Below are 26,325 nucleotides of genomic sequence, written 5' to 3'. Positions count from 1 at the left end.
CACAGTTGCACTGCTTTCCTCGGTCTGGCTCCAACCTCCTGCGGACCATCGCCGTGCGGCAAAATCCTTCACGATTCCCGGGCCGACGCGTGTCCGGCGTGTTGCGCTTTGCAGTCCGTTGCGTTACGCAAACTCCACCCGTGCTTACGGAGTCGCCCATCGGCGTCGGAGGATCGTATGAAATCGTTCCCGGTTGTCTGCTGCGTCATTGTCAATGCCCTGCTCCTGGCCGCCGCCGGCTTTCTGGGCAGCGGACCGGCCGCCATGGCCTTGTTGGCCGCCTCCTTCGCCCTGACCACGATTTTCGTCTTCTGGACCCAAAGCGCGGTCAACGGCGCCTGCGCCCAGATGCAGGACACCTTCGCGGCCATGACTTCCAACGCCTTTACCTGCAGCATCACCGACCATCCCCTGCTTGAAACCGCCGCCCTGCGCGAGGCGCTGATTCCCCACGAGACCGCGCTCAAGGCCCGCCTGTCCCGGGACGAAGCCATGATCGGCAACATCATCACGCCCATGGCCATTGTCGACGAACAGGGCAAGATCAAATGGCTCAACGAATACATGGTGAAGCTGACCGAAAACGACGGCGCGCCGGAAAAACACATCGGCACGTCCTTCTCGCGGTTCTTCTACGGCGACTCCCGCGAAACCGTGGCCGAACACGCCCTGCGCACCCGCCAGAAACAATCCTCCAAGACCGAGTTCGACACCCGCAAGGGCCACCACAAGTTCATCAGCATCTTCTCCGCCCCGGTCGTCGATTTCGACGGCAAGCTCATCGGGGCCTTCGTGTCCGTGGCCGACTTCACCGGCGTCGTGCTCAAGGAACGCACCATCACCGAGCAAAACAACCGCATCGCCAGCGGCGTCAAGGAAGCCACAGCTGTGGCCGAAAGCCTGGCCGAAGCGGCCGAGCAGATGAGCGCCCAGATCGGGCATTCCACCGAAGGCATGGAAGAACAGCGCGCCCGCACCGCCGAAGTAGCCACGGCCATTGAAGAAATGAATTCCACCATCCTCGAAGTGGCCCGCAACGCCGGCGACGCCGCCGCCACCGCCGGCCAAGCCAACTCCATGGCCGCCACCGGCGCGGGACTCGTGGACAAGGTCATCGAGGTCATGGAATCGGTGAGCGAAAAAGCCAACGGCCTCAAATCGGAAATGCGCGGCCTTGGCGAACAGGCCCAGGGCATCGGCCAGATCATGCAGGTCATATCCGACATCGCCGACCAGACCAATCTGCTGGCGCTCAATGCCGCCATCGAGGCGGCCCGGGCCGGCGAGGCCGGACGCGGCTTTGCCGTGGTGGCCGACGAAGTGCGCAAGCTGGCCGAAAAAACCATGACCGCCACCAAGGAAGTCAGCAACTTCATCCGGGCCATCCAGGACAGCGCCAGCCGCAACATGGCCGCCACCGACGAGACCACCCACGTCATCGAAAAGGCCGACGCCCTGGCCCACGACGCCGGCGACGCTCTGCGCCAGATTCTCAACTTCGTCGAGCGCACCTCGGATCAGGTGCGCGGCATCGCCACCGCCGCCGAGCAACAGTCGGCCACCTCCGAAGAGATCAACCGCTCCACCGACCACATCAACACCATCGCCGAATCCACGGCCGGAGCCATGGCCGTGGCCTCCTCGGCCGTCAGCGACCTGGCCCACCTGGCCAGCGACCTCAAGACGTCCATGACCCGGATGCATCTGGAGCAATAATGGCTTTTTCCCCTTCGTTTCCGGTGCGGGCTTGACATTTCGCGGCCCCGGGGCTTACCCCGGGGCCGTTTTTCTTGTGATCGGCAACGGGACCGACCGGATGCAGTGCGCCGGCCCCGCGACAAGGGTGGTCGTCCATGGAACTGTTCGGACTGTCGCTGGCCTTCTATCTTTTGGGGGCCCTGGCCTCCCTGGCCTTCGCCGGCCGGGAAACGGCCAATCGCCTGGGGCCTGCTGGAGCCGTGGCCGGCTCCCTGGTCGGCTTGGCCGGCCTGGCGCTGACCCCGGCCAGCGCCGTTGCCCAGGTCACCCTCCCCTGGGGACTGCCCTTCGGGTCCCTGGCCCTGGGCCTGGACCCGTTAAGCCGCCTCTTCCTCCTGCCGGTCTACGCCGTGGGCGCGGCCGCCGCCGTGGCCGGCGTCCTGGCCTTGGCCGACCGTGACCCCGACCATGCCGGCCCGGACCGGCGCGGACCGCACTGGTTCTTCTTCAATATCCTGCTGGCCGGGCTGGCCCTGGTCATGGCCGCCCGGGACGGGGTGGTGTTCCTCATCGCCTGGGAAGTCATGTCCCTGGCCCCGTTTTTTCTGGGCAGCCTGCATGACGACGAGGTCGAGGTGCGCGAGGCGGCCTGGACCTACCTTGTCTGCGCCCACCTCGGCGCGGCCCTGCTCATCGCCTTTTTCGCCCTGGCCATGGGCCAGGCCGGAGCCACGGGCTTTGCCGCCCTGGCCGAGGCCGCCCGGGCTGGGCACCTGACCATGCCCAGTTTGCTGTTCTTCCTGGCGTTTTTCGGATTCGCCGCCAAGATCGGGCTGGTTCCCTTCCATGTCTGGCTGCCGGCCATCTATCCGGCCGCGCCGGGCCACGTGGCCGCGCTCATGTCCGGCGGCATGATCAACGTGGGCCTCTACGGCTTGTGGCGGGCCCTGGAAATCCTGCCCCCGCCCGCGCCCTGGCAGGGCTGGACCATCGCCGGCCTGGGCCTGGCCAGCGCCCTGCTCGGCATCCTGGCCGCCCTGGGACAGGGCAACCTCAAACGTCTGCTCGCCTATTCCAGCGTGGAAAACATGGGGCTTATCTGCCTGGGCCTGGGGCTCGGGCTGGTCGGCCTGTCCTGCGCCAACCCGGCCATGGCCGCCCTGGGCCTTGGCGGGGCGCTTTTTCACATGCTGTGCCATGCCGGCTTTAAATCCCTGCTCTTTTTGTGCGCTTCCGAGGTGCTCGCCGCCGTGGGCAGCGCCCGCATCGCCCACCTGGGCGGCCTGGCCAAGCGGATGCCGGCCGTGGGGACGCTCTTTCTCCTGGCCGGAGCCGGCATCGCCGGCCTGCCGCCCCTGCCGGGCTTTATCGGCGAGCTGACCTTGGCCCTGGCCATGCTGGCCGGCCTGGATCTCCCGGGGCTGTTGCCGCGTACCGCCTCGGCCGCTTCCCTGGCCGCCCTGGCCGCCGTGGGCGGCTTCGCCCTGGCCGCCTTTGCCAAGGCCGGCGGGCTGGCCTTTCTCGGCGCGCCCCGCACCCCGGCCGCGGCCAAGGCCGAAGCGCCCCCCCGCGCCGCCCTGCTCGCGCCGCTTTTCCTGGCCGCCGGCCTGGTCGCCGCCGCCGCCCTGGCCCCGGCGCTGCTGCGCTTTGTCGGCCAAGCCGTTCTGGCCTTCCCGGGCATGGACCCGGCCCCGGCCCGGGCCGCCCTGGAGCAGGCCGCCATGGCCGCCCGCACCGTGGGCTTTTTCGGGGCCGGCATCATCACCCTGGCCGGGGGGCTCTTGTGGCTGCGCGCCCGGGCCGCGGCCGCCCATGGCCGCCGCCGCGAGCCGACCTGGGGCTGCGGCTACACCGCCCCCACCGCCCGCATGCAGTACGGCGCGGCCTCGTTCGTGGAACCCACCGCCAAGCTCCTGGCCGGCCCCATGGGCCTGACCCGCCGCCTGGACATGGACCAGGGCCTTTTCCCCAAGCGCGCGACCCTTTTCGTCGTCAGCCGCGACGCCGCCCGGGACAAGCTCTTCACGCCGCTGTTCGAAACCGTGGCCCGACTGTGCGACGCCGCCAAGGTGGTGCAGCACGGCAAGGTGCATCTCTACATCCTCTACGTGCTGGCCACCGTCGTGCTCCTCTTGGCCTGGAAGCTCTCATGAACGCCTGGCTCCACATCCTCGCCGCCCTCGTCCTGGCCCCGCTGGTCCCCGGCATCGTCAACCGGGTCAAGGCCCGCCTGTCCGGCCGCGTCGGCAAGCCGCTGCTGCAGACCTATTTCGATCTGGCCAAACTGACACGCAAGGGGCTGGTCGAAAGCCATACGGCCAGCGCCATGCTGGGGGTCGGGCCGGCCGTGTCCCTGGCCGCCATATGCGGCGCGCTGTGCCTGCTGCCCGGGCCGGCCAGTCCCGCCCCGGCCAGCTTTGCCGGCGACTTCATGCTGGCCGCCTATTGCCTGGGGCTGTCGCGCCTGGCCATCATCCTGGCCGCCCTGGACACCGGGTCGAGCTTCGAGGGCATGGGGGCCAGCCGCGAGGCCGCTTTTTCCGCCCTGGCCGAACCCGTGCTGTTCCTGGCCCTGCTCGCCCTGGCCGCCGACGCCCCGTCCCTGTCCCTGTCCGGGATGCTTGGCCAGGGGCTTTCCGGCGCGCTGGCCCCGGAGCGGCTCTTTGTCCCCTTGCTCCTTTTCATCCTGCTTCTCACCGAAAACTGCCGCATCCCGGTGGACGATCCCAACACCCACCTGGAACTCACCATGATCCATGAAGTCATGGTGCTGGACCACTCCGGCCCGGACATGGCCATGATCAGCTACGGCGCGGCCCTCAAACTGTGGTTTTTCGCCGCCGCCGTGACCCTGTCGTTGCTGCCGGTCCAGGCCATGGCCCCCCTGGCCGCCTGGGCCGCCTTCCTGGCCGGCGTCGTGCTGGTCGCCGTGGCCGTGGGGCTGGTCGAATCCTCCATGGCCCGGCTGCGGCTGCTGCGCGTGCCGCGTCTGCTCGGATCGGCCGGGGCCCTGGCCGCCTTGTCCCTGGTGCTTACGGTGTGGAGGTAGCCATGGCCGCGATACAATCCCTGCTCGTCGCATTGGTGGTGGTCAATCTGGCCTATCTGGCCGTCACGCGCCTCAAAACCCTCACCCGCATCACCGCCCTGCAAGGGGTGCTCCTGGCCGCCACGCCCCTGGCCATCGCCGGTCCCCACGGCCACGGGCTCGTTTTGTCCCTGGCCGTGCTGGCCATCAAGGGCATCGGCTTTCCCTGGCTGGTGGCCCGCACCCTGTCGCGCCTGGAAGTCAATCCCGTGGTCGAACCCTACTTCGGCTTCAACATGTCGCTTTTGGCCGGCGTGGGCGGCCTTTTATTCTCCCTGTGGCTGGAGTCGCGCCTGCCGTTTCCGCCCGGGCTTTTCCCGCCGCTGCTCTTCCCGGCGGCGCTGACCTCCATCTTCTCGGGCCTGACCCTGGTGGTGGCCCGGCGCAAGGCGCTCACCCAGGTCATCGGCTATCTGGCCGCCGAAAACGGCATCTTCCTCCTGGGCGTGCCGCTTGCCGCCCAAGGCTCGGTCTGGCTTGAACTGTCCGTGCTCCTGGACGTCTTCGTCGCCGTCTTCGTCATGGGCATAGCCCTTCACCACATCAACAAAACCTTCGAGTCCATCGACGTCGGACGGTTTTGCAGCCTGCGGGACTAACCCATGCTTGCCGCCTTGCCCCTTATCCCCTTGCTGGCCGGCCTCATGGCCCTGGCCCTGCCCGCCGACGGCCCGCGCCGCTGGCTGCTGGTGGTGGTCGGCTGCCTCCATCTCACCCTGGTGGGCACGACATGGGTCCATCCCCCGGCCCCGGCCTACGGCGGCCTGCTCGAACTCGATCCCCTGGGCCAGCTCTTCCTAACCTTGGCCAGCCTGCTGTTTACCGCCGCCGCCTTCTACGCCGTGGGCTACCTGCGCCACGAAGGGGCGGTCCACGAAAAGCGCGACTTCCAGGACGGCGCGACCTTTGTGAACGCCCCGGAACGGGTCTTCAGCCTGTGCCTGTGCCTGTTCCTAGCGGCCATGACCGTGGTCTGCGCCACGCGCAACCTCTCGGTGTTGTGGGTCGGCATCGAGGCCACCACCCTGTCCAGCGCGCCGCTGATCTACTTCCACCGCCACCGCCGCTCCCTGGAAGCCACCTGGAAATACCTCGTCATCTGCTCCGTGGGCATCGCCCTGGCCCTTCTGGGCAACATCCTCGTGTCCGTGGCCTTCTACGATCCGGTGGCCCCGGCGGCCTCCATGGACCTGGCCGAGCTGCTGCCCCTGGCCCCGGGCGCGGCCAAGCCCTGGCTGCGGGCGGCCTTTATCTTCCTGCTGGTCGGCTACGGCTCGAAAATGGGCCTGGCCCCCATGCACAACTGGCTGCCCGACGCCCACAGCCAGTCGCCGTCCCTGGTCTCGGCGCTTTTATCCGGCGCGCTTTTAAACTGCGCCTTCCTGGGCATCCTGCGGGCCGTGCAGATCCTGTCTCCGGCCGGGCTTGGGGCGTTTTGCGGCGAGCTGCTGGTGCTTTTTGGCCTCATCTCCATGGTCACGGCCGCCGTCTTCATCGTGGGCCTTGGCGACTACAAGCGCATGCTGGCCTACTCCAGCGTCGAGCACATGGGCATATTGGCCCTGGGCGTGGGCATCGGCGGCGGCGCGGCCTTCGGGGCCATGCTCCACGCCGTCAACCATTCCCTGACCAAGGGCGCGCTGTTTCTGATTTCCGGCAACATCCTGGCCGTCTACCACACCCGCTCCTGCCACGACGCCCGGGGCGTGTCCCGGGCCCTGCCCATAACCGCCGCCCTGTGGACGGCCGGGTTCCTGGCCATCTGCGGCTCGCCGCCTTTTGGGCTGTTCGTCAGCGAGCTGGCCATCCTGCGAGCCATGTTCGCCGGCGGCCACGGCCTGGCCGCCACCGTCTACGTCGTGGCCCTGGCCGTCATCTTCGTCGGCATGGCCACCTCCGTGTGCCGCATGGTCCAGGGGCCGCTGCCGCCGGCCGTGCGCCATCCCGGCCCCGAGCGCGTCCTGTCCGTGGCCTCGCCCCTGGCCCTTTTGGCCGCCGCCTTGACCCTGGGCCTCTATGTGCCCAAGGGCCTGGCCGACGTCTTGGCCCGGGCGGCCGCCGCCGTCTCCCTGGGAGGATAGCAGGCATGGAATTTCCCCATTGTCAGGCCGTGCCCCTGGCCGGCGCGGCGGTGCTGCCGCCGGTGCTGTTTCGGCGCGAGATCCTGGCCCGGGTGGACGCCGGCTGGCGGATGCTGGCCTTATTTGGCTTGCCCTGTCCGGGGGGCGTCGGGCTGTGCTGCCTGCTTGGCCGCGACGCCGACGGCCGGCTGGCGTTCTTGCGCCAGGTCCCGGCCGAAAGCTATCCGTCGCTGACCCCGGACTGCCCCCAGGCCCATCTGTTCGAGCGCGAAGTCCATGAACAGTGGGGCATCGTCCCCCAAGGCCATCCCTGGCTCAAGCCGGTGCGCTTCACCGGCTGCCCGGCCCGGCCCGAAGAGCCCCGCCCGGCTCCAGGCGTGGCCGACCATTTCCATCTGCGCGGCGAAGAAGCCCACGAGGTGGCCGTGGGGCCGGTCCATGCCGGCATCATCGAACCCGGGCATTTCCGCTTCCAATGCTCCGGCGAGGACGTCTACCACCTGGAGATCAGCCTGGGCTTCCAGCATCGGGGCATCGAGGCCCGGCTTATCGGCGGCCCGGACAAGCGCACCGTCCATTTCATGGAGACCCTGGCCGGCGACACCACCATCGGCCACAGCCTGGCCCACGCCGCTCTCGTGGAGGCGCTGACCGAAACCGCCGTGCCGGCCCGGGGCCGGGCCATCGCCCGCATCGCCCTGGAGCTGGAACGTCTGGCCAACCATACCGGCGACCTCGGGGCCATGGCCGGCGACGTGGGCTACCAGCCCACCATGGCTTACTGCGGCCGCATCCGGGGCGATTTCCTCAATCTCACCGGGCTTGTCTGCGGCAACCGCTTCGGCCGGGGGCTGGTGCGGCCCGGCGGCGTCGCCTTTGACCTCGACAAGCCGATCATCCGGGAACTGCTCTCCCGCCTGGAGCTGACCCGCCGGGCGGCCTTTGGCGCGGCCGAGCTGCTGTTCCTGTCTTCCACCACCCTGGCCCGGTTCGAGGGCACGGGACGGGTCAGCGCCGAAACGGCCCGGGAAATCGGGCTGGTGGGGCCGCCGGCCCGGGCCTGCGGCCTGCCCCGCGACGCCCGCCACGCCTTCCCCCTGCCCGGGGCCGGCCCCAAGGACATCCCCATGCAGCTCCACGACTTCGGCGGCGTCTACGCCCGGGCCTTGGTGCGGCGGCTGGAGATGGAAGCGTCCCTGGATTTCATCCACGACGCCCTCATCGGCCTGCCCGAAGGGCCGGTGCGGCAAACGCCAGCGGGCGTGCTGCCGGGCGGCATGGTGGCCGTGGGCCTGACCGAAGGCTGGCGCGGCGAAATCTGCCACGTGGCCGTCACCGGCGACGACGGCCGGTTTGCCGCCTACAAGGTGGTCGATCCGTCCTTCCACAACTGGTTCGGCCTGGCCGTGGCCCTGCGCGGCCAGCAGATTTCCGATTTTCCCCTGTGCAACAAGAGCTTCAACCTGTCCTATTGCGGACATGATCTCTAGGACTGGCGCCTATGCTCAATATCCTGCTTGAACGCCTGCGGCAGGGAAAGCGCACCGTGGCCTTCCCTGCCGCCATGCCGCCGCTGTCGCCGCGTTTTCGGGGCTTGCCGGTCCTGGCCGATTCGCCCTGCGCCGAGGGCTGCGCCTCCTGCGCCGGGGCCTGCCCCACCGGGGCGCTGGGGGCCGACGAGGACGGCCTCTACCTGGACCTTGGCCGCTGCATCCTGTGCGGAACCTGCGCCGAGCTGTGTCCCGGCCGGCGGGTCAGTTTCTCGCGCGACCATCGCCTCGCCTCCTCCACCCGGGACGGGCTGGTGCTGCGCCCGGGCGGCCGGCTGCCCCATGTCGCGCCCCTGGAGCCGGCCCGGCGCAAGCTTTTCGCCAAATCCCTGCGCCTGCGCCAGGTAAGCGCCGGAGGCTGCAACGCCTGCGAGGCCGACACCAACGTGCTCACCACCATCGTCTTTGACCTCGGGCGCTTTGGCATCGACTTCGTGGCCTCGCCGCGCCACGCCGACGGCGTGGCCGTCACCGGGCCGGTGACGCGCAACATGCTGGAAGCCACATTGGGAACCTTTGCCGCCGTGCCCGATCCCCGGGTGGGTATCGCCATCGGGACCTGCGCCATATCGGGCGGACTTTTCGCCGGCAGCCCCGAGACCACCGGCGGGGCCACGCCCCATCTGCCGGTCGATCTCTACATCCCGGGCTGTCCGCCCCATCCCCTGACCATCCTCGACGGCCTGCTGCGGCTTTTGGGGCAGCAGACGCCGCCGCCGACGGCCTAAGCGGGTCGGCGAGAGTTGCGAAACGGCCCGAAAGGGTGCAAAAGGGAGGATCGGCGCACCCATCCGGTGGACCCGCAACCAACTGCCAAGGAGTCGAAATGCCCACCGCCACGAATTTCACGCTCTTTAGCGGCGGCGCCCAGGGCGCTGAAGCCGAATTCGGAAGACAGGCCGAGCGCTACGGCGTCGCGGAAGTCAATTTCACCTTCGAAGGCCACCGCATCGACCGCACCCGCGGCATCCGCGTGCTGACCAGCGAGGAGCTGGAGAAAAAAGACGTCAGCCTGACCTACGTCTCCAAACTGCTCGGCCGCAAATTCAGCAACGGCCCGCAGATCCGCATGGTGCTGCGCACCATCATGCACCAGATCGACGCGGGGCTTGAGATCTTCGTCGTCGGCACGATCCAGGAAGACGGCACGGTCACCGGCGGCACGGGCTGGGGCGCGGAATTCGCCAAGATCTGCAACAAGCCGCTGCATGTCTTCTGCCAGGAGAAGCAGGCCTGGTTCAGCTGGGAGCATGGGGCCTGGAAAGCCGGCGGCGAGCCGGTCATCACCCACACCCATTTTACCGGCACGGGAACCCGCTTCCCCAACGAGGCCGGTCTGGCCGCCATCGACGGCCTTTTCAAACGTACTTTCGGCTAGCGCCGACCAGACGCCACGCGAAAACGAAAGCCCCGGCGCGCCTTGCACAGGCGCGCCGGGGCTTTATCATTGCGATACGGCGGACTTCCGCCCCCCTCTACCCCTTTTCCCCTTTGGGGGGTCCGGGGGCCTCAGGCCCCCGGCCGCCGGAGGCACTCTTCTCTTTACCTTCCTAACAGTTATCCAAATTTTCCAGTCGCACGTCCGCCATCTCCCGCCCCAGGAAGCGTTGGCCGATTGCCTGGAACCGGTGGGGCATGTCGGTGACGTGGAAGCTGTGGCGCGGCGAGGGGCCGGCGTGGCGCAGGCCTTTTTCGTCGAGGATGGCGGCGGCGCGCCGGGCCACGGCCGTGGCCGAGTCCTGCAGGCGCACGGATGGGCCTACCACGTCGGCCAGAAGCGGGGCCAGCAGCGGATAGTGGGTGCAGCCCAGGATCAGGGTGTCGAGATTTTCGGCGGCCAGGGGGGTCAGGTATTCGGCGGCGATGAGGCGCGTGGCCGGATGGTCGGTGAGGCCTTCCTCGGCCAGGGGGACAAACAGCGGACAGGCCTTGGCCACGGTGTGGACGTCCGGGCCGCCCAGGCGGGCAAGCGCCTGTTCGTAGGCCTGGCTGGCGACGGTTGAGGGGGTGGCGATGATGCCGATGCGCCGGGTGCGGGTGGCGGCCAGGGCGCTGGCCGCTCCGGCGTCGATGACTTCCAGGACCGGCACCGGGGCGATGTTTGTTATGGCCGGCAGGGCCACGGCGGCCATGGTGTTGCAGGCGACGATGAGGAGCTTGACGTTTTTTTCGAGCAAAAACCGGGTGATCTGGGCGGCGTAGCGGGCCACGGTGTCCGGGGATTTGACGCCGTAGGGGACGCGGGCGGTGTCGCCGAAGTAGACGACCGGTTCGTTGGGCAGAAGTTCCATGACGGCCCGGGCCACGGTGAGGCCGCCGACGCCGGAGTCGAAGATGCCGATGGGGGAGTTGTTGTCGTGCACGGGGTGTCGCCCTTGGGGGAATTACGTCCGGGGTATGCCGGGCGCAGGGCGGTTGGAACGCCGACAGGCGGCGGCGTCAAGCCTTTTTTCGCGCCGCTTCGGCCCGCCTGTCCAGGGCGCGCTTCATGGCGTCGAGCATTTCCGCGACCTTGACCGGCTTGGCCAGATGGTCGTCCAGGCCGGCTTGGAGGAAGCGCTCGCGGTCGCCGGCCATGGCGTAAGCGGTCAGGGCGATGATGGGTGTGAGGGGATCGAAACGGCCGTCGGCGTTTTCGCGAATGCGCCGGGTGGCCTCCAGGCCATCCATGACGGGCATTTGGATGTCCATGAGGATGAGGTCCACGGACGGCTGGGCCTGGGGCGTCTGGCCGGCCAGGAAATCCAGGGCTTCCTGGCCGTTGCAGGCGGTGTGTACCGTGAAGCCGAGTTTCACGAGCATACGCTGGGCGGCCATGCGGTTCATGTCGTCGTCTTCCACCACCAATACGACGTGGCCGGAGGCGGTTTCGGCCTGGCTGCCGGTCGGAGCAGGAACCTGGGCTTCGGCCGGAAGCGGGGTGAGGGGAACAACCGCCCGCATGGACGTGCCCTGGCCTTCGACGCTGCACAGGTGGATGCGTCCGCCCATGAGTTCGACCAGTCGTTTGACGATTGCCAGCCCCAGGCCCACGCCGCCCTGGGGGCCGGCGGCGGGATCGGTCTGGACAAAGGGCGAAAAGACGCTGTCGAGCTTATGGCCAGGGATGCCCCGGCCGGTGTCGGCCACGACGAAGACGACCTCGAAGGGCGCGCCTTCCCGGGGAGGGCTGTCGGGGTCGCCGGGGAAAACGGCGACGTGGACGAAGCCGGAGTCGGTGTATTTGACGGCGTTGCCCACGAGATTGAGCAGGATCTGGCGCAGCCGGACGTCGTCGCCCATGACGCGCCGGGGGAGCGCCTGGGCCAGATCGACGCTCAGCGCCAGATTCTTGTTGCGGGCCATGGGACCGAAGACGTCGAGGATGGCTTGGCGAAGTTCTTCGAGTTCGAAGGGGGTCTGTTGCAGGACCAGGGCCCCGGATTCGACCTTGCTGAGGTCGAGGATGTCGCCGAGCAGGCGGCTTAACCGTCCGGCAGCCCGGCCGGCCATGGCGACGTATTCCTGTTGTTCTTCGGTGAGGGCGGTGGTCTCCAGCAGTTGGAGCATCCCCACGACGCCGTTTATGGGCGTGCGCACCTCATGGCTCATGTTGGCCAGGAACTCGCTTTTGGCCCGGCTGCCGGCGTCGGCCATTTCCTTGGCCCGGCGCAGTTCCCGTTCGTGGTGGTGCTGTTCGGTGATGTCGCGGTTGGCGCCCCGGCGTCCGAGGTTTTCGCCGCCAGGGCCGAGGATACGGCCGCAGACATGGGCGATGTGGGCGACGCGGCCATCGGCGCGCAGGATGCGGAAGTGGAGTTCTTCGTGGACGGCCTCCAGGGCCTCCGGGCTGTCAAGATGGGCGTCCCAGGCGGCCCGGTCCTCGGGATGGATGAGGTCGCGCACGGTCAGGGAGCCTGGGCCGAGGAAGGCTTCGGCTGGATGGCCCGAGACGCGGGCGCAGGCCGGCGAGACCCAGCGGCACAGGCCGTCGGGGCCGTCCCAGAATTCCCAGTCATGGGAATTGTCGGCCACGATGCGGAAAATGTGTTCCCGTTCGGCCAGCCGGGCTTCGACCTGCTGGCGGGCATCCTCGGCCTGGCGGCGTTCGGCGGCCCGGGCGGCCAGCAGGTCGGCGGCGCGGCTGAGCGCCTCGCCCACGGCGGCGGTTTCGGCCAGCCCAAAGCGCTGCTGCGGCAGGGGCAGGCCCTGGCCCAGGGCTTCGGCCGCCGGAACGAGGGTGTCGATGGAGCCGGCGATGCGCCGGGCCAGGGCCAGGGCCAGCAAGAACCCGCCCAGGGACAAGGTCAGGACGCCGCCGCCGGTCCACCACAGCCACCCTTGCACCTCGGCCAAGAGCACGCTGCGCGGCACGGCCACGGCCACGCCCCAGCCCGAACCTTCGGCCTGGTCGTAGGCAGCCAGGGCCGGTTCGCCGTCGAGGCGGATGGTCTCGAAGGCGGCAACGTCGTCCCGGGACGTCTCCAGGCCGGCCAACAGTTCGCCGGCCGGCCGGCCGGCCCAGGTTTCGGCCTGGCCGGCCCGGGCGGCCACCACGGCGGCGGCGTCGATGACGGCGGCGGTCCAGCCGGCGGGCAGGCGTTCCGCGGCGAGCAGTTGGTCGAAGCGGGCGACGGGCACGGTCATGGCGAGATCGTAGCCCACGGCCGCCCCCTGCCAGACCGGCATGTCGAGGCTGACGAGGTAGCGGCCGGTGACCGCGCCGCGAAAGAGGTTGCTGATGCCGGGTCGGCCGGTTTCGAACACGCGGCGCACGGTTTCGCGCACGGCCCGCTTGGGCAGGGGCGCGCCTTCGGGCAGGTAGGAATTGAAGACCTGCTGTCCGGAGGCTTCGGCCACGATGATGTCGGAGGCGGGGTATCCGGCCAGCAGGGTTTTTACCTGCCGCCGAAAGACGGGGAAGTCACCGGTCTGCAAGGCCGGAGAGGTGGCCAGGCCTTCGGCGGCGGCCAGCAGGATGGCGAATTCGCGGTCTACGGCCAGGGAGAGGTTTCGGGCGACCTCGACCATGTGGGACTGGATGAGGTTTTTTTTGGCGGTGTAGGCGTAGTGGACGAGGTAGGCGGCGCACAGCCAGACGGGCAAGACGCAGGCGGCGACAAGGCCGGCGAGATGGAGTCGCAGGGAGAGCGGGGTGCTGGTGGGAGCGGTCATGGGCCTATCCTGCTGGCGCGGCGCGGGCGCGGGAGTCTTCTGTTCTCGGAGTATAAGCATGGAAGGCAGCGTCCTGTCCATGCGCGCGTCGGCCTCGACCTGATGAGGGCGTTTCGACGGGTTGTCCGTCGCCTGGGCCAGGGACGCGGGGAAGGCTGCGCGGCGTTTTTGTCCGTCACGGCGGCAGTGCGGCCGGGTTCATCCGGGGAACTGTCGGCCGGGATTGGCCGTGCCGCAAACCGTGCATAATTGCAACACAGTGCAAATGCGCAACATGACTCGCCGAGCAGCTTTCGTCGATTCCTGACAAACACGGAAGGAATTGTGCCGAAATTGATGCGAATTCGCAACATTCACCTGCTATCCACAAGCCCCCCGCTCTAAATCGCCAGGCCAAAAACTCCTCAACAACTTTTAACAATGCAATACCAGCATGTTACGCCTAAAAGCCGAACGCTTGTCCAAAAAGTAGCATGCATCTTGCTGCACACGCCTGCCAAGCTTTGCATGTTGCGATTTTGCACTGCCCCACCCGCCGGAGGCAGGCGTCCGGCACATGCGCCTGGCTCTCGGCCGCACTTCGCCCACGCCACCCCCCCGGCGTCGGCCGCGGCCGGCCCTGGCGGGATCGTCGCGCTTGTCGGGTTGGCGCGACGCATCCCCCGTGCGGCCCGGCTTGTCGTTACAAACCCGACCGTGAACTCCGAAGAACGCCACTGCCGAAAAAGGAGATCATTGATGGAGCCCTGTCTGGCCCCCGCCCTGGCCGAAACCGCCAAGTTTGAAAAACTGTGCGGCATCCTCGACCGCTACGACCGCCACCCCGCCCGGCTCGTGCCCATCCTCCAGGCCCTCCAGGAGGAGTACCGCTACCTGCCCCAGGAAGTGCTGTCCTACGTCGCCACCTCGCTGCGCATCCCCGAAGCCAACGTCTTCGGCGTGGCCACCTTCTACGCCCACTTCGCCCTGGAGCCCAAAGGCAAGTACGTCGTGCGCCTATGCGACGGCACCGCCTGCCACGTCAAACAGTCCATACCCATCCTGGAAGCCCTGCGCGCCCGCCTCGACCTCACCGAGGCCAAGGCCACCACGCCGGATATGCTCTTCACCGTCGAAACCGTGGCCTGCCTCGGCGCTTGCGGCCTGGCTCCGGTCCTGGTCATCAACGAAGACGTCTACGGCCAGATGACCCCCGAACGCGCCGTCGACCTCATCGACGCCATTCGCGCCAAGGAGCTGCAATAATGGAAGGCCCCATCCTCGATCCCCAGCACGCCGCCGCCGCCGAGGCCGCCTCGGGCGGTCGCCGCGTCATCGTCTGCGCCGGCACCGGCTGCGTGGCCAACGGCTCCAAGAAGGTCCTCGACGCCCTGGAAAAACACATGGGCGAAGCCGGCCTCGACGTGGTTCTCGAATTTCGGCCCGAAGGCCATGGCGACGGCGTGCGCGTCTCCCACAGCGGCTGCCAGGGCTTTTGCCAGATGGGACCGCTGGTCACCATCCTGCCCGAGAACATCCTCTATACCAAGGTGACCGCCGACGACGTCGCCGAGATCGTCACCGAGACCCTGGTCGCCGGCAAGGTCGTCGAGCGTCTGCTCTACGTCGAGCCCCGCACCAAGGAAAAGTGCCTGGGCCCCGACCAGATCCCCTTCTACCAGCGCCAGACCCGCACCGTCCTGAAGGAGTGCGGCTTCATCGACCCCGACGACATCCGCGAATACGTGGCCCACGGCGGCTACGCCGCCGCCCGCAAGGCCTTCGCCGACATGGACGCCAAGGGCGTGTGCGACGTCGTCAGCCAGTCGGGCCTGCGCGGACGCGGGGGCGGAGGCTTCCCCACCGGCCGCAAGTGGGAAGCCGCCCGGGTCCAGACCAACCCGAAAAAGTACGTCATCTGCAACGGCGACGAGGGCGATCCCGGCGCGTTCATGGACAGAAGCCTCATGGAAGGCAATCCCCACTGCGTCATCGAAGGCATGATGATCGCTGCCCGGGGCATCGGGGCCGACGAAGGCTACATCTACGTGCGGGCCGAATATCCCCTGGCCGTCAAGCGCATGCGCAAGGCCGTGGCCGACGCCGAAGCCGCCGGCTACCTCGGCGACAACCTTTTCGGCTCGGGCCAGTCCTTCCGCCTGGAAGTCATGGAAGGGGCCGGCGCGTTCGTGTGCGGCGAGGAAACGGCGCTGATCGCCTCCATCGAGGGCCTGCGCGGCATGCCCTCGCCCAAGCCGCCCTTCCCGGCCCAGCAGGGCCTGTGGCGCAAGCCCACCATCATCAACAACGTCGAGACCCTGGCCCAGATTCCCCGCATTATCAGCGAAGGGGCCGCAGCCTACCGTGCGCTCGGCACCGAGACCTCGCCCGGCACCAAGACCTTTGCGCTCACCGGCCACGTCTCCAACACCGGCCTCATTGAAGTGCCCTTCGGCGCGACCCTGCGCGAAGTGGTGCTCAACATCGGCGGCGGCGTCACCGACGACCGGGGCTTTATCGACGAGAAAGGCTTCAAGGCCGTGCAGATCGGCGGCCCGTCCGGCGGCTGCCTGACCCCGGACCTGCTGGACCTGCCGCTGGATTTCGACTCCCTGCGCTCGGTGGGGGCCATGGTCGGTTCCGGCGGTCTGGTGGTCATGAACCAGAAGACCTGCATGGTCAGCGTGGCCCGGTTCTTCATGGAGTTCACCCAGCGCGAGAGCTGCGGCAAGTGCGTGCTGTGCCGTGAAGGCACCAAGCAGCTGCTGGCCCTTCTGGACGACGTCATCGAAGGACGCGGCACGGCCGAAACCCTCTCCCTGCTCGAAACCCTGGGCCACGCCGTCCAGGTCGGCTCCTTGTGCGGCCTGGGCAAGACCGCGCCCAACCCGGTGCTCTCGACGCTCAAGCACTTCCGCAAGGACTACGAAGAGCACGTCTTCGAGAAGCGCTGCAGCGCCGGCCGCTGCAAGGCCCTGGCCATGCCGACCATCAACGCCGCCCGCTGCAAGGGCTGCCGCCTGTGCGTCAAGGCCTGCCCGGCCGGAGCCATCACCGGCGAGAAGAAACAGCCCCACGTCATCGACGAAACCTTGTGCATCAAGTGCGGCGCCTGCGCCACGGCCTGCAAGTTCGGCGCGGTGGAGGGAATCTAGCCATGACCATGGACCAGCAATTCGTCACCGTCGAAGGCCGCGCCATCCCCATCGAGGGCGAGCGCAACCTTCTGGAAATCATCCGCAAGGCCGGCATCGAGCTGCCGACCTTCTGCTACCACTCCGAACTGTCCGTGTACGGGGCCTGCCGCCTGTGCCTGGTGGAAGTGGCCGGACGCGGCGTCCAGGGCGCGTGTTCCACCCCGCCCGAACCGGGCCTGGACATCAAGGTCAACACCCCGCAGCTGCGCGAGATCCGCAAGATCGCCGTGGAACTGCTCCTGGCCAACCATGACCTGAGCTGCCCCAGCTGCTTTAAAAGCGTGGACTGCAAGCTCATGGATGTGGCCCGGCGCGTGGGCGTGACCAGCGTGCGCTTCAAGCCCGTGCAGGAAAAAGCCCCCCTGGACTTCTCTTCGCCGTCCATCATCCGCGATCCCAACAAGTGCGTGCTGTGCGGCGACTGCGTGCGCATGTGCTCGGAAATCCAGGGCATCGGGGCCATCGGCTTTGCCCATCGCGGCCACCAGACCGCCGTGCTGCCGGCCTTTGGCAAGGGCCTGGGCGAAGGCGAGTGCGTGGGCTGCGGCCAGTGCGCCAACGTCTGCCCCACCGGGGCGCTGGTGCCGCGCAGCGAAATGGACGAGGTGCTCACCGCCCTGGCCGATCCCACCAAGACCGTGGTGGCCCAGGTGGCCCCGGCCGTGCGCGTGGGCCTGGGCGAGTGTTTCGCCAGCCCGGCCGGCGATCCGGTCATGGGCCGCATGGTGGCGGCGCTCAAACGCCTGGGCTTCGATGCGGTCTACGACACCACCTTCGCCGCCGACCTCACCGTCATCGAGGAAGGCCAGGAGTTTCTGACCCGCGCCGCCGCCGGCGAGAAGCTGCCCCAGTTCACCTCCTGCTGTCCCGGCTGGGTGCAGTTTGCCGAGCAGTCCTTCCCGGAACTGCTCCCCAATCTGTCCTCCTGCCGCTCGCCCCAGCAGATGTTCGGCTCCCTGGTCAAGGAGATGCTGCCTGAAAAGCAGGGCATCGCCCGCAAGGACCTGATCGTCGTTTCCATCATGCCCTGCACGGCCAAGAAGTTCGAGGCACGCCGGCCGGAATTCGCCGTGGACGGCTCCCCGGACGTGGACTTCGTGCTGACCACCCAGGAGCTGGCCCGGATGATCGACGGGGCCGGCCTGCGCTTCAATAGCCTGGAACCCGAGTCCCTGGACATGCCCTTTGGCTTCGGCACGGGCGCTGGCGTCATCTTCGGCGCGTCGGGCGGCGTCACCGAGGCGGTGCTGCGCTTTGCCGCCGAGAAGATCACCGGCAAGCCCCTGGCTTCGGTCGATTTCGCCGAAGTGCGCGGCGACTCCGGCCTGCGCGAGGCGACGCTGGAAGTAGGCGGCAAGACCCTGCGCCTGGCCATTGTCCATGGCCTGGCCAACGCCCGGGCCGTGGCCGAGCAGGTCGTGGCCGGCAACAGCGAATACGACCTCATCGAGGTCATGGCCTGCCCCGGCGGCTGCATCGGCGGCGCGGGCCAGCCCGTGCCCAAGGATCTGGCCGACCGCAAGCGCCGCACCAAGGACCTCTACCAGTGCGACAAGACCTTCCCGCTGCACAAGGCCCAGGACAACATGTTCGTCACCGAGTGTTACGACAAGTTCCTTGGCGACGTGGGCGGGCACAAGGCCCATTCATTGCTCCACACCCACTACCAGAGCCGCCGTCGCGTCAGCGACGAGACGCTCGTGCTTTTAAGCGGCGATCCGGCCCAGACCAAGGTCCGGGTGCGGGTGTGCCTGGGCACGAGCTGCCACCTTCGCGGCGCTCAGGACATCCTGACCGGGATGCTCAAGCACATCGTGGAAAACGGCCTGGAAAACGCCGTGGACGTGCGGGCGTCGTTCTGCTTCGAGCAGTGCGCCAAGGGCCCCACCGTGGAGATGGACGGCGAAGTGATGACCCACTGCACCCTGGAGAGCGTGCTGGCCGCCCTGGACGCGCACCTGCGCAATCCCCTGCCCCAGCCCACCAAGCCCAGCGCCGGCTGTGGTTGCGGCTGCGGCAAGTAGCTGAAAACGCGAGAGAGAAGATTAAAAAAGGGCCGGCCCGCGAGGGTCGGCCCTTTTTCATGGTCCGCGACAGGTTCGCGTCTTTGGAGCAAGCCTGCCGTCCCACGGTCATACCGGAAGCATCCCCTGACATGGCGGGCGCTTCCCGAGCCACCTCCCAGGGAAGTTTCTAGCAGAGAACAAGGACGAAAGCCGCGACGACGCCGACAACGGCGAGGATCACGCCTCGGCGCGCCTGGGCCGACCCGCTCTTATACATGAAAAATGAGGATATGGCCAAAAACAAGAGCATGACGCCATAGGCGACCCCGGCATAATGAATCAACGAGGCGCTCGGCGACAAGTGGATGGCATTGAACTTCTGGATGATCCAGGGATGCTCCTGGGTCGTGTAGGAAACATGCCCCGTCAATCTGTTATACTCGCCGTAATTGAAGACAATCTTGTCGCCTTCCTGCTTGAGAATTTTCATCTTTCGCAAATGCAAGGCTGACTCGAGATCTTTTTCCGACAAACCCTGGGCGATTGTCGTTTCCACACTATTGGCAAATTGCATAAACCCCTTATCCCTGTAGATAAGGATAATGCCGCTCAGGCAATAGATCAACGTCAGTCCAACAACAAAGAAGCCGATATCGCGGTGCAGGTTTCGCATGACGCGAACCATCGACCGCTTCTCCGAAGAATTGCTCACGATACCTCCACAATCAGGATGCTGTTTGGTATTTCGATGCTCAGGCGATAGCGGTTACAATCCCACCGATGGCATCAAGCCCTCGGCGACAGACCTGCCGCCTCACCTGCCTGCGATCCGGCTGCCATAGCCTGTGCCGTGATGGCCGCGCTCCCTGTTGTCTCCAGCGGTACCCACAACGATCACGCCGCACGTCAGGAGACTGACGAGCGCGATGACCAGAGCTGCCGACCCGCCACGGCAATGATGGCAAAGGGGCTTCCAATTGATGGCGACATGCAGGCAGCACAGAACGATAAAGGCCACGCCAGCCCACTTGTGCATTCCAACGACACCTTGAAATCTGGCGTGAAACAGCAAGCACACGCTCGTCGCCATGACCACCAACCCCATGGAAGCAGTCGCCATGGATATGGCCGCCCGGTTCTTTCCCAAGTTTATCATGATATGCCTCCCTCTGTGGTTTTCTGAAAACGCACAAAAGGTCCTACGCTGACGGGGATGGGGATGTTCGGGGATTCTGTTGAAAAGTATTAAAAAGTATGATCCGGCCACATTTGCGCTGCCGATTGTTTCCAAAAGGCCGTATGTCTTGCCGACGAGGCCGGACATGAAAGACGTGGTGCTCATTATCGACGACGATTTGAAATTGCGAAAAATGCTTGGCGACTATCTGGCGGGATACGGCTACGAAGTCCGGGAACTGCCTGATGGAGGCGAGGCGGCTAAAGCCCTTGAGCAGTTGCGCCCATCGGTTGTGATCCTCGACATCATGATGCCGGGCAAGGACGGCCTCGAGGTGCTCGCCGACATCCGCAGGGCATCGACTGTCCCGGTGATCATGCTCACGGCCAAGGGCGACCCCATGGATCGCGTTGTCGGCCTCGAAATGGGCGCGGACGATTACCTGCCCAAACCGTTCAATCTCCGGGAACTCCTTGCCCGCATCCGGGCCGCCTTGCGTCGCCATGCACCTGAGGCCCCCAACAAGGGCAGGCTGAAAAGCGGCGGCATCTCCCTCGATCTCTCCCTGGAGACGCTGACCATCGGGACGACGCGGTACGAATTGAGCACCGTCGAATTCAACGTCCTGTCCGCGCTCATGCGAAACCCCGACATCCCGCTGTCCCGAGACGCGTTATTGAATCTGGGCTGGGGTGAAGACGCGGTCGTCTCCGACAGGAGTGTCGACGTGCATATCAGCAAGCTGCGGAGCATCTTGAAGCAACACCACGGGCATGAGAAACGCATCAAGACCGTATGGGGCTTCGGCTATAAATTTTCGAGCAAATCCACATGAATCGATTATACTGGAAAATCGTGCTCGTCGAAGGCGTGCTGCTGCTCCTCACCATCTTCGCCGCCATGTGGGTCATGGGTCTCTGGCATCGGGCCGTCGAGTCGCAACACCAACAAGACAAAAACGCGGCCATAGAACTCTTGCGTATCGGCTTGCGAAACGATCTTCCCGAAGAAATTTCCATCGCCAACCTCGAGAACATCGCATCGCATATATTCAAAGGCCATGTCCAAATTGTCGCGTCCAAGGAATCCGATGGCATAACCGGATCTGATGGAATCCTTTTTCGCCAAAACGGCCTGCGCTACAAACTTGTGGTGCCGCATCCTTCTGGTCACAAAGACAATCCACGAGGGTTCGCCTTCCCCGTCTACGAAAAATACGTTGGCTCTCTCCTTTTCATGGCGGCGGCGCTCAGTCTGCTGGCCATTCCCCTTGCCCGTATCGTCACCAAGCCCCTCGGCATCCTGCAACAGGACATGAAACGGTTCGCTGCGGGCGAGCTGTCGCACCGCAGCGCCGTGGCATCAAAAGACGAAGTCGGTGAAGTCGCCAGGGATTTCAACGAGATGGCCGACTCGATTCAACGACTGGTCCGTGTCGGAAAAGAAATGACCGCCCACGTGTCCCACGAACTGCGAAGCCCCTTGACCCGAATCGACATCGCCCGGCAGCTTTTGGAAGACCAAGCCACCGATAAGCAACGGGAGCTGCTGGATTCCATGCGCGAAGAAACAGAGGGCATGGACGCCCTGATCGAGAGAATCCTTCGCCTGTCCCGCCTCGAACTCAATGAGAGCAAACCGGAACCGTTGTCGTTCACGGATATCGTTGGAGAAGCCGTCCGCCGCAACACCTGCCGCGCGGGCGCAAAACGTCTGCACTTGGCCGACAATCTTCCCAAGAACTTCCCGGGTGTCGGCGTCCGGGAAGACCTCGCCTGCCTTGTAGACAACCTGCTGACCAACGCTTTGAAGTTTTCCCCTGCTGACGGCGACATTGCCGTGACGTTGCAGGAGGCATCGGGAACGGTCAGGCTCCGCGTCTCCAACGACGCGCCGCAGCCGGACATCGACCTCATGCGGTTGACCGAGCCATTTCAGAGGGGCCGGGCCTCCGAGTCCGTACCCGGCTCGGGCCTCGGCCTGGCCATCGCCAAGCGAATCGTCGAGAACCACCGGGGAGTCATCGCCGTGTCCTGGCTCGACGGGAAATTTTGCGTCGACATCCGATTGCCGCAGGACGCATGATACGCGTCATCATCACGCCGAGATGCCAGGCGCCTCCGCGGCCATCCGGCAAGGAAGCCCTGAATTCAGACGGTGGCGGCATCACATCCCCCGAGCCCCGCACTATGCCGGACGCTAGGCAGACAAATCCCCACGCCCCCATCTCCATCGCCCTCCTTATCGGTCCATCGCCAGTAGCGGGCTTCCCCTGACCTCGTTCCCCTTCCCGGGAGCCCCGGCCGGGCCCACGCGAGCAGGCCAATTCGTGTCGCCCAAATATTGACATTGATTTTCATTATCGCTAATACCCCGCCATCACCCCGGCGGTCCGCGCCCCGGCCTTCCGCCCGCGCCTGCCGCCCCACCCGGAGGTCGCCATGCTGTCGCAGTCTTCCATTTCGTCCAAAGGCCGTACAACGACCTGGGCCAGCCGCTTCCTCGGCTCCGCCCGGCGCGAACCGGCCGGCGGCGTAAGCCGCGAACAATCCGACTTCGCCGACGCCAAAACCCCGCAACCGTCCGACGCCGCCGGGGCCAAATAACCCCTTGCCGCGTCCCGCCGCCCGACCGCACGGCCCCACGCGCTCCGGCCTCTCCCCCGGGCCGGCGCGACGGACCGGGTCGGCCGCCATGGAGACACCGCCATGACCACCATGCAATTCCCCTTCGGCGACCAGGCCGAATGCATCGAAAAACTGCTCGCCGCCTACCGCTACCGGCCCGTGGTCAACCACCGGGGCCAATGGTACTACGAAACGCGCCTGGCCTGGCGCGGCCGGCTGGTGCTGTGCCGCCTGGGCGTCGCCGACCTGTCGCGACTGCCGGCCGATCTCTACGGCGAAGTCTGGTGCGGCTACTACGACGCAGCCGAGCCCGACGCCATGCTCGACGACGCTGTCCACGCCAACATCTTTGCTTTCGTCAAAAACGTGCACATGGCCGAAGCGGCCTAGAAAAAAGCACGACACCGATCTTTTGGCGAGTTGCGGCCAGACAAGGCCGCACCAAGGCTCAGACGGCGCAGGACAGGGCCAGCGGCAACTCCACGGTAAACGTGGTCCCAACCTCGGAGGTCGTGAAACGGATGTCGCCGTGGTGGTCCTCGACGATGCGCTGGCACACGGCCAGCCCCAGGCCCGTGCCGGATTCCTTGGTGGTGCAGAAGGGATCGAACACCCGGGCGCGCATGGCCTCGGGGATGCCGCCGCCGGTGTCGGCCACGGTCACCCGGGCGCGGTCGCGGACAATCTCCGCCGTCACCGTGAGCGAGCCGCCATGTTCCATGGCCTCGGCCGCGTTTTTGAGCAGATTGAGCAGCACCTGCTTGATGCGAGCCGCGTCGTGGGGCACGGCCTCAAGCCCTTCTCCGAAACCCGTGGTGACCACGATGCCGCGCGACTCCATGGCCCCGGCCATGATGGCCAACGACTCGCGCACCGTGGCCGCCAAATCGCGCGGCTCGATTTGCGGCGGAGCCGGCCGGGTAAAATCGCGCACCTCATTTAAAAGCGTCTCCAGCCGCTTGGCTTCGGATTCGATGATGCCGAGCTTTTCATAATCCGCGCCGTCTTCCGGCACATGCCGCCGCACCTGGTTGGCGAAGCCGCCCATGAGCATGAGCGGATTTTTGATCTCATGGGAAAGCCGCGCCGCCGCCTCGCCGATGGCCGCGAACCGGGCCGAACGAATGAGCTTTTCCTGAGCGCCGAGCAGTTCCCGCCCGGCCTTGTCGCGCTCCTCGCGTAGCCGGCGCGACCAGCGCAGGGCCAGATGCACTGTGGCCACGAACATGGCGAAGACCACCACCTCGAAAAGCCCGACGATGGCCCACTCCCGCACCATCAGCCGGCCAATGAGCCCCTGGACCTCATCCTCGGGCGCGGCCAGGGCCACGGCCCAGCGGTTGCCCGGGTCCTCGGCTCCGCCGAGAGACACCGGGCAAAAGGCCACGAATTTCTTCACCGGCCCGATCTCGCCCCGGTGCCAGCCCGAAACGTACCAGTCCATGCCGCGCTGCCCGGCCATGACCCGTTTATCGATAAGCCAGGTCAGCCGCGACCAGTCGATGGACGGGTCACGCTGTCGGCGCACGTCCAAAGACTCCCGGCCGATGAACTCCGCCTCGTGGTGGTCCAGGAAATAGCCGGCGTCGTCGAGCACCCAGGCGTAGCCGGTCTGGCCCGAGCGCACGTTGTGGGCGTAGCGTTGGGCCACGGCCAGGGCGTCCACGACCAGCACCAGTCCGCCCACGGTCCCGTGCTCGTCGGCCAGGGGCATGGTCATGGCCATGAGCCGCCGCCCGGCCAGAGGGCCAGTCTGGGGCGCATAGACGCGCGTCAGCTTGATCTGCCCCAGCTTCGCCCCGTCGCCAAAGACCTTGGCGCAGGCTTCGGGGCACAGCCCGGCCGTGTCGATCTCCCGGCCGGCGGCGTCGTAAAAGACCGGTGTCGCCGCCCCCGGGGCCAAGACCCCAAGGGCCGCCACGTTCCATTCGGCAAAAATGCTGTAATAAGCCGGAATGGCCAGCCACGGCCGGCCGTCGGAGGCCGTGCGCTCGCGCCACATAAGCGACAGGCTGTCCAGGCAGGTACGCAAAAACGCGAAGTGATCGCCGATGTCCGCGGCGATCTGCTGGGCCAAAATGAGCTGCTGGTGGTTGAACTGGTCCGTGACCACGGCCTCAATGTCCGTCTTGGCCCGATACCCCATGCCGGCGATGGCCAGGGTCAGGGCCACGAACAACAGGCACGCGGCCAGGATGTGCTTGCGGGTCATGGGCCGCCTCCAGCTTTATCCCGCCTACCTGATTTCCTCCGTACCCGCAATCAGTTAGACGCGACGGCCGGCCCGGCCGCCATTTCCGGCCCCCCAACCCCCTTGCGCCCGGGGGCGGGGACGCGCATAAGGCCGCCATGAACATGCAAGCAAACGACGAATTGGAATTGTCCGTCGCCCGCCTGGCCCTTGGCGGCCGGGGTGTGGCGCGTCTCGACGGCATGGTGGTTTTCGTGGACGGCGCGCTGCCCGGCGAGACGGTCATGGCCAAGGTTACCCAGGTGAAAAAAGGCTTTGCCGAGGCCGTGGCCGAGCGCATCATCACCCCCACCCCCGAGGCTGTCGAACCCCGCTGCCCCCATTTCGGGGTCTGCGGCGGCTGCGACTGGCAGCGCCTGGACTACCCGGCCCAACTGTTCTGGAAACGCGAACAGGTGGCCGAAACACTCGCCCGCCTGGGCGGTCTGCCGGACGTGCCCGTGGCCGACACCGTGGCCTCGCCCGAGGTCTACGGCTACCGCAACAAGATGGAGTTTGCCTTTGCCGGCCGACTCCACCTGGGCCTTCGCGAACGCCGCAACCCGGCCCGGGTGCTCGACATCGATACCTGTCCGCTCATGGCCCCCTGGGCGGGCGAAGTCGTAAACGCCGTGCGCGAGCTGTGCCGCGAAACAGGCCTGGCCGCTTACGATCCCCGCACCGGCAAGGGCGTGTGGCGGCATTTGGTGCTGCGCGACTCCCGCCACGACGGTTCGCGCTTGGCCCACATCATCACCGGCCCGTCCCGGGCCGCCGGCGACGCCGTGCATACCCTGGGCAAGACCCTGCTGGCCCGGTTCCCGGAACTGACCGGCTTCGTCCATTCCGTGCGCCGCGCCCCCACCCCCGTGGCCCACGGGGAACGCCAATCCATCGTGCTCGGCCGGGGCCACCTCACCGAGAAAATGGGCCAGGCGACCCTTCGCGTCCTGCCCGACGCCTTTGCCCAGACCAACACCGGCGCGGCCCAAAGCCTCTACGAGATCGTCACCCGCGAGGCCAGCAGCGACCCGGCCGGCACGGCCCTGGACCTCTACTGCGGCTCGGGCGGCCTGGCCCTGAATCTCGCCCCGGCCTTCGCCGAGGTGCGGGGGCTCGATATCGACCCGCGCTCCATCGAAAGCGCCAAGGCCTCGGCCAAGCTCTCCGAAGCCCACAACTGCGTCTTCGAGGCCGCCGACGCGGCCGACGCCCTGGACGATCTGGCCGGCGATCCGCCCACCGTGGTGGTCCTCGACCCGCCCCGGGCCGGAGCCGCGCCCGAGGTCATCGCCGCCATCCTGCGGACAGCGCCGGGGCGTGTGGTCTACGTGTCCTGCAATCCGGCCACCCTGGCCCGGGATCTCAAACGCCTGGCCGAAGCCTACGACGTGACCAGCGTCACCCCCGTGGACCTCTTCCCCCACACGGCCCATATCGAAGCCGTGGCCAGTTTGACGCTGCGGGGGTGAGAGGGAAGGGGGATACCTCCGGCGGCTGGGGGCCTGAGGCCCCCAGATCCCCCACATGGGGAAAAG

The 26,325-nt window shown here is 66.9% G+C and carries 21 protein-coding genes; 16 read left to right on the top strand and 5 right to left on the bottom strand.

The genetic code is table 11. From position 1 onward, the window contains the following. Positions 1 to 177 precede the first annotated feature (177 nt). From DMR_RS03835 to DMR_RS03800, 8 genes are all read left to right on the top strand, one after another. Complete coding sequence (locus DMR_RS03835; RefSeq protein WP_043600031.1) at positions 178 to 1,716, top strand: methyl-accepting chemotaxis protein; 1,539 nt, start codon at positions 178 to 180, stop codon at positions 1,714 to 1,716. Positions 1,717 to 1,853: 137 nt separating this feature from the next. After that, entirely contained in the window at positions 1,854 to 3,851 is a 1,998-nt protein-coding gene (locus DMR_RS03830) for a proton-conducting transporter membrane subunit (protein WP_012750360.1), read from the top strand. Beyond that, positions 3,848 to 4,747: a respiratory chain complex I subunit 1 family protein gene (locus tag DMR_RS03825; protein ID WP_012750359.1), complete on the top strand. Its 900-nt coding sequence runs from the start codon at positions 3,848 to 3,850 to the stop codon at positions 4,745 to 4,747. The genes DMR_RS03830 and DMR_RS03825 overlap by 4 nt, the downstream gene beginning before the upstream one ends. 2 nt (positions 4,748 to 4,749) lie before the next feature. Continuing rightward, the gene (locus DMR_RS03820; protein WP_012750358.1) at positions 4,750 to 5,385 is read left to right on the top strand and encodes a hydrogenase-4 component E; all 636 of its coding nucleotides are present in this window, start codon (positions 4,750 to 4,752) and stop codon (positions 5,383 to 5,385) included. A gap of 3 nt (positions 5,386 to 5,388) precedes the next feature. Beyond that, positions 5,389 to 6,867: a proton-conducting transporter membrane subunit gene (locus DMR_RS03815; protein WP_012750357.1), complete on the top strand. Its 1,479-nt coding sequence runs from the start codon at positions 5,389 to 5,391 to the stop codon at positions 6,865 to 6,867. Between the two features lie 5 nt (positions 6,868 to 6,872). Then, the gene (locus tag DMR_RS03810) at positions 6,873 to 8,357 is read left to right on the top strand and encodes an NADH-quinone oxidoreductase subunit C (RefSeq protein ID WP_012750356.1); all 1,485 of its coding nucleotides are present in this window, start codon (positions 6,873 to 6,875) and stop codon (positions 8,355 to 8,357) included. Positions 8,358 to 8,368: 11 nt separating this feature from the next. Next, positions 8,369 to 9,145 (top strand): 4Fe-4S binding protein, encoded by a 777-nt coding sequence (locus DMR_RS03805; RefSeq protein WP_012750355.1) that lies wholly within the window; start codon positions 8,369 to 8,371, stop codon positions 9,143 to 9,145. A gap of 98 nt (positions 9,146 to 9,243) precedes the next feature. Continuing rightward, entirely contained in the window at positions 9,244 to 9,795 is a 552-nt protein-coding gene (locus DMR_RS03800) for a hypothetical protein (RefSeq protein WP_043600029.1), read from the top strand. Between the two features lie 172 nt (positions 9,796 to 9,967). Here the strand turns inward: DMR_RS03800 and murI are convergent, their stop codons facing one another. Continuing rightward, on the bottom strand, positions 9,968 to 10,780 hold the full coding sequence (gene murI, locus DMR_RS03795) for a glutamate racemase (protein ID WP_012750353.1): 813 nt from the start codon (positions 10,778 to 10,780) through the stop codon (positions 9,968 to 9,970). Positions 10,781 to 10,856: 76 nt separating this feature from the next. Further along, the gene (locus DMR_RS25545) at positions 10,857 to 13,571 is read right to left on the bottom strand and encodes a response regulator (protein WP_012750352.1); all 2,715 of its coding nucleotides are present in this window, start codon (positions 13,569 to 13,571) and stop codon (positions 10,857 to 10,859) included. A gap of 738 nt (positions 13,572 to 14,309) precedes the next feature. Between DMR_RS25545 and DMR_RS03785 the strand changes: the two genes are divergently transcribed. From DMR_RS03785 to DMR_RS03775, 3 genes are read left to right on the top strand one after another with little or no spacing between them, the layout of a single operon-like run. After that, entirely contained in the window at positions 14,310 to 14,816 is a 507-nt protein-coding gene (locus DMR_RS03785; protein WP_012750351.1) for a complex I 24 kDa subunit family protein, read from the top strand. Continuing rightward, positions 14,816 to 16,705 (top strand): NADH-ubiquinone oxidoreductase-F iron-sulfur binding region domain-containing protein, encoded by a 1,890-nt coding sequence (locus DMR_RS03780; protein WP_012750350.1) that lies wholly within the window; start codon positions 14,816 to 14,818, stop codon positions 16,703 to 16,705. The genes DMR_RS03785 and DMR_RS03780 overlap by 1 nt, the downstream gene beginning before the upstream one ends. A 2-nt stretch (positions 16,706 to 16,707) precedes the next feature. After that, on the top strand, positions 16,708 to 18,771 hold the full coding sequence (locus DMR_RS03775; protein ID WP_148208350.1) for a [FeFe] hydrogenase, group A: 2,064 nt from the start codon (positions 16,708 to 16,710) through the stop codon (positions 18,769 to 18,771). A gap of 169 nt (positions 18,772 to 18,940) precedes the next feature. Here the strand turns inward: DMR_RS03775 and DMR_RS03770 are convergent, their stop codons facing one another. Beyond that, positions 18,941 to 19,465 (bottom strand): hypothetical protein, encoded by a 525-nt coding sequence (locus DMR_RS03770; RefSeq protein ID WP_012750348.1) that lies wholly within the window; start codon positions 19,463 to 19,465, stop codon positions 18,941 to 18,943. A 102-nt stretch (positions 19,466 to 19,567) separates the two neighbouring features. After that, positions 19,568 to 19,909: a DUF4405 domain-containing protein gene (locus tag DMR_RS03765; protein WP_043600025.1), complete on the bottom strand. Its 342-nt coding sequence runs from the start codon at positions 19,907 to 19,909 to the stop codon at positions 19,568 to 19,570. Positions 19,910 to 20,075: 166 nt separating this feature from the next. Between DMR_RS03765 and DMR_RS03760 the strand changes: the two genes are divergently transcribed. The 4 genes from DMR_RS03760 to DMR_RS03750 all read left to right on the top strand — a co-directional run bounded on the left by DMR_RS03760 (position 20,076) and on the right by DMR_RS03750 (position 22,947). Further along, positions 20,076 to 20,765, top strand: a complete 690-nt coding sequence (locus DMR_RS03760) for a response regulator (RefSeq protein ID WP_012750347.1) — start codon at positions 20,076 to 20,078, stop codon at positions 20,763 to 20,765. Next, positions 20,762 to 22,015, top strand: a complete 1,254-nt coding sequence (locus DMR_RS03755; protein WP_012750346.1) for a HAMP domain-containing sensor histidine kinase — start codon at positions 20,762 to 20,764, stop codon at positions 22,013 to 22,015. The genes DMR_RS03760 and DMR_RS03755 overlap by 4 nt, the downstream gene beginning before the upstream one ends. Positions 22,016 to 22,371: 356 nt before the next feature. Beyond that, the gene (locus DMR_RS25015; protein WP_012750345.1) at positions 22,372 to 22,536 is read left to right on the top strand and encodes a hypothetical protein; all 165 of its coding nucleotides are present in this window, start codon (positions 22,372 to 22,374) and stop codon (positions 22,534 to 22,536) included. A gap of 102 nt (positions 22,537 to 22,638) precedes the next feature. Next, positions 22,639 to 22,947, top strand: coding sequence for a hypothetical protein (locus DMR_RS03750; RefSeq protein WP_012750344.1), 309 nt, complete (start codon positions 22,639 to 22,641; stop codon positions 22,945 to 22,947). Positions 22,948 to 23,005: 58 nt separating this feature from the next. Here the strand turns inward: DMR_RS03750 and DMR_RS03745 are convergent, their stop codons facing one another. Next, entirely contained in the window at positions 23,006 to 24,769 is a 1,764-nt protein-coding gene (locus DMR_RS03745; RefSeq protein ID WP_012750343.1) for an ATP-binding protein, read from the bottom strand. A gap of 137 nt (positions 24,770 to 24,906) precedes the next feature. Here DMR_RS03745 and rlmD point away from each other — a divergent pair, with 137 nt between their 5' ends. Then, entirely contained in the window at positions 24,907 to 26,259 is a 1,353-nt protein-coding gene (rlmD, locus tag DMR_RS03740; RefSeq protein WP_012750342.1) for a 23S rRNA (uracil(1939)-C(5))-methyltransferase RlmD, read from the top strand. Positions 26,260 to 26,325 lie beyond the last annotated feature (66 nt).

It is taken from the genome of Solidesulfovibrio magneticus RS-1 (assembly GCF_000010665.1).
GTDB classification, from domain to species: Bacteria; Desulfobacterota; Desulfovibrionia; order Desulfovibrionales; family Desulfovibrionaceae; genus Solidesulfovibrio; species Solidesulfovibrio magneticus.
The sequence above is the reverse complement of the archived record's forward strand: the minus strand, read 5'-3'. Positions and strand labels throughout refer to the sequence as shown.

Bases quoted from the DNA above. Each gene is read 5' to 3' on its own strand.
- DMR_RS03835 (WP_043600031.1), top strand. From the start codon at position 178: ATGAAATCGTTCCCGGTTGTCTGCTGCGTCATTGTCAATGCCCTGCTC.
- DMR_RS03830 (WP_012750360.1), top strand. From the start codon at position 1,854: ATGGAACTGTTCGGACTGTCGCTGGCCTTCTATCTTTTGGGGGCCCTG.
- DMR_RS03825 (WP_012750359.1), top strand. From the start codon at position 3,848: ATGAACGCCTGGCTCCACATCCTCGCCGCCCTCGTCCTGGCCCCGCTG.
- DMR_RS03820 (WP_012750358.1), top strand. From the start codon at position 4,750: ATGGCCGCGATACAATCCCTGCTCGTCGCATTGGTGGTGGTCAATCTG.
- DMR_RS03815 (WP_012750357.1), top strand. From the start codon at position 5,389: ATGCTTGCCGCCTTGCCCCTTATCCCCTTGCTGGCCGGCCTCATGGCC.
- DMR_RS03810 (WP_012750356.1), top strand. From the start codon at position 6,873: ATGGAATTTCCCCATTGTCAGGCCGTGCCCCTGGCCGGCGCGGCGGTG.
- DMR_RS03805 (WP_012750355.1), top strand. From the start codon at position 8,369: ATGCTCAATATCCTGCTTGAACGCCTGCGGCAGGGAAAGCGCACCGTG.
- DMR_RS03800 (WP_043600029.1), top strand. From the start codon at position 9,244: ATGCCCACCGCCACGAATTTCACGCTCTTTAGCGGCGGCGCCCAGGGC.
- DMR_RS25545 (WP_012750352.1), bottom strand. From the start codon at position 13,571: ATGACCGCTCCCACCAGCACCCCGCTCTCCCTGCGACTCCATCTCGCC.
- DMR_RS03785 (WP_012750351.1), top strand. From the start codon at position 14,310: ATGGAGCCCTGTCTGGCCCCCGCCCTGGCCGAAACCGCCAAGTTTGAA.
- DMR_RS03780 (WP_012750350.1), top strand. From the start codon at position 14,816: ATGGAAGGCCCCATCCTCGATCCCCAGCACGCCGCCGCCGCCGAGGCC.
- DMR_RS03775 (WP_148208350.1), top strand. From the start codon at position 16,708: ATGACCATGGACCAGCAATTCGTCACCGTCGAAGGCCGCGCCATCCCC.
- DMR_RS03765 (WP_043600025.1), bottom strand. From the start codon at position 19,909: ATGATAAACTTGGGAAAGAACCGGGCGGCCATATCCATGGCGACTGCT.
- DMR_RS03760 (WP_012750347.1), top strand. From the start codon at position 20,076: ATGAAAGACGTGGTGCTCATTATCGACGACGATTTGAAATTGCGAAAA.
- DMR_RS03755 (WP_012750346.1), top strand. From the start codon at position 20,762: ATGAATCGATTATACTGGAAAATCGTGCTCGTCGAAGGCGTGCTGCTG.
- DMR_RS25015 (WP_012750345.1), top strand. From the start codon at position 22,372: ATGCTGTCGCAGTCTTCCATTTCGTCCAAAGGCCGTACAACGACCTGG.
- DMR_RS03750 (WP_012750344.1), top strand. From the start codon at position 22,639: ATGACCACCATGCAATTCCCCTTCGGCGACCAGGCCGAATGCATCGAA.
- DMR_RS03745 (WP_012750343.1), bottom strand. From the start codon at position 24,769: ATGACCCGCAAGCACATCCTGGCCGCGTGCCTGTTGTTCGTGGCCCTG.
- rlmD (WP_012750342.1), top strand. From the start codon at position 24,907: ATGAACATGCAAGCAAACGACGAATTGGAATTGTCCGTCGCCCGCCTG.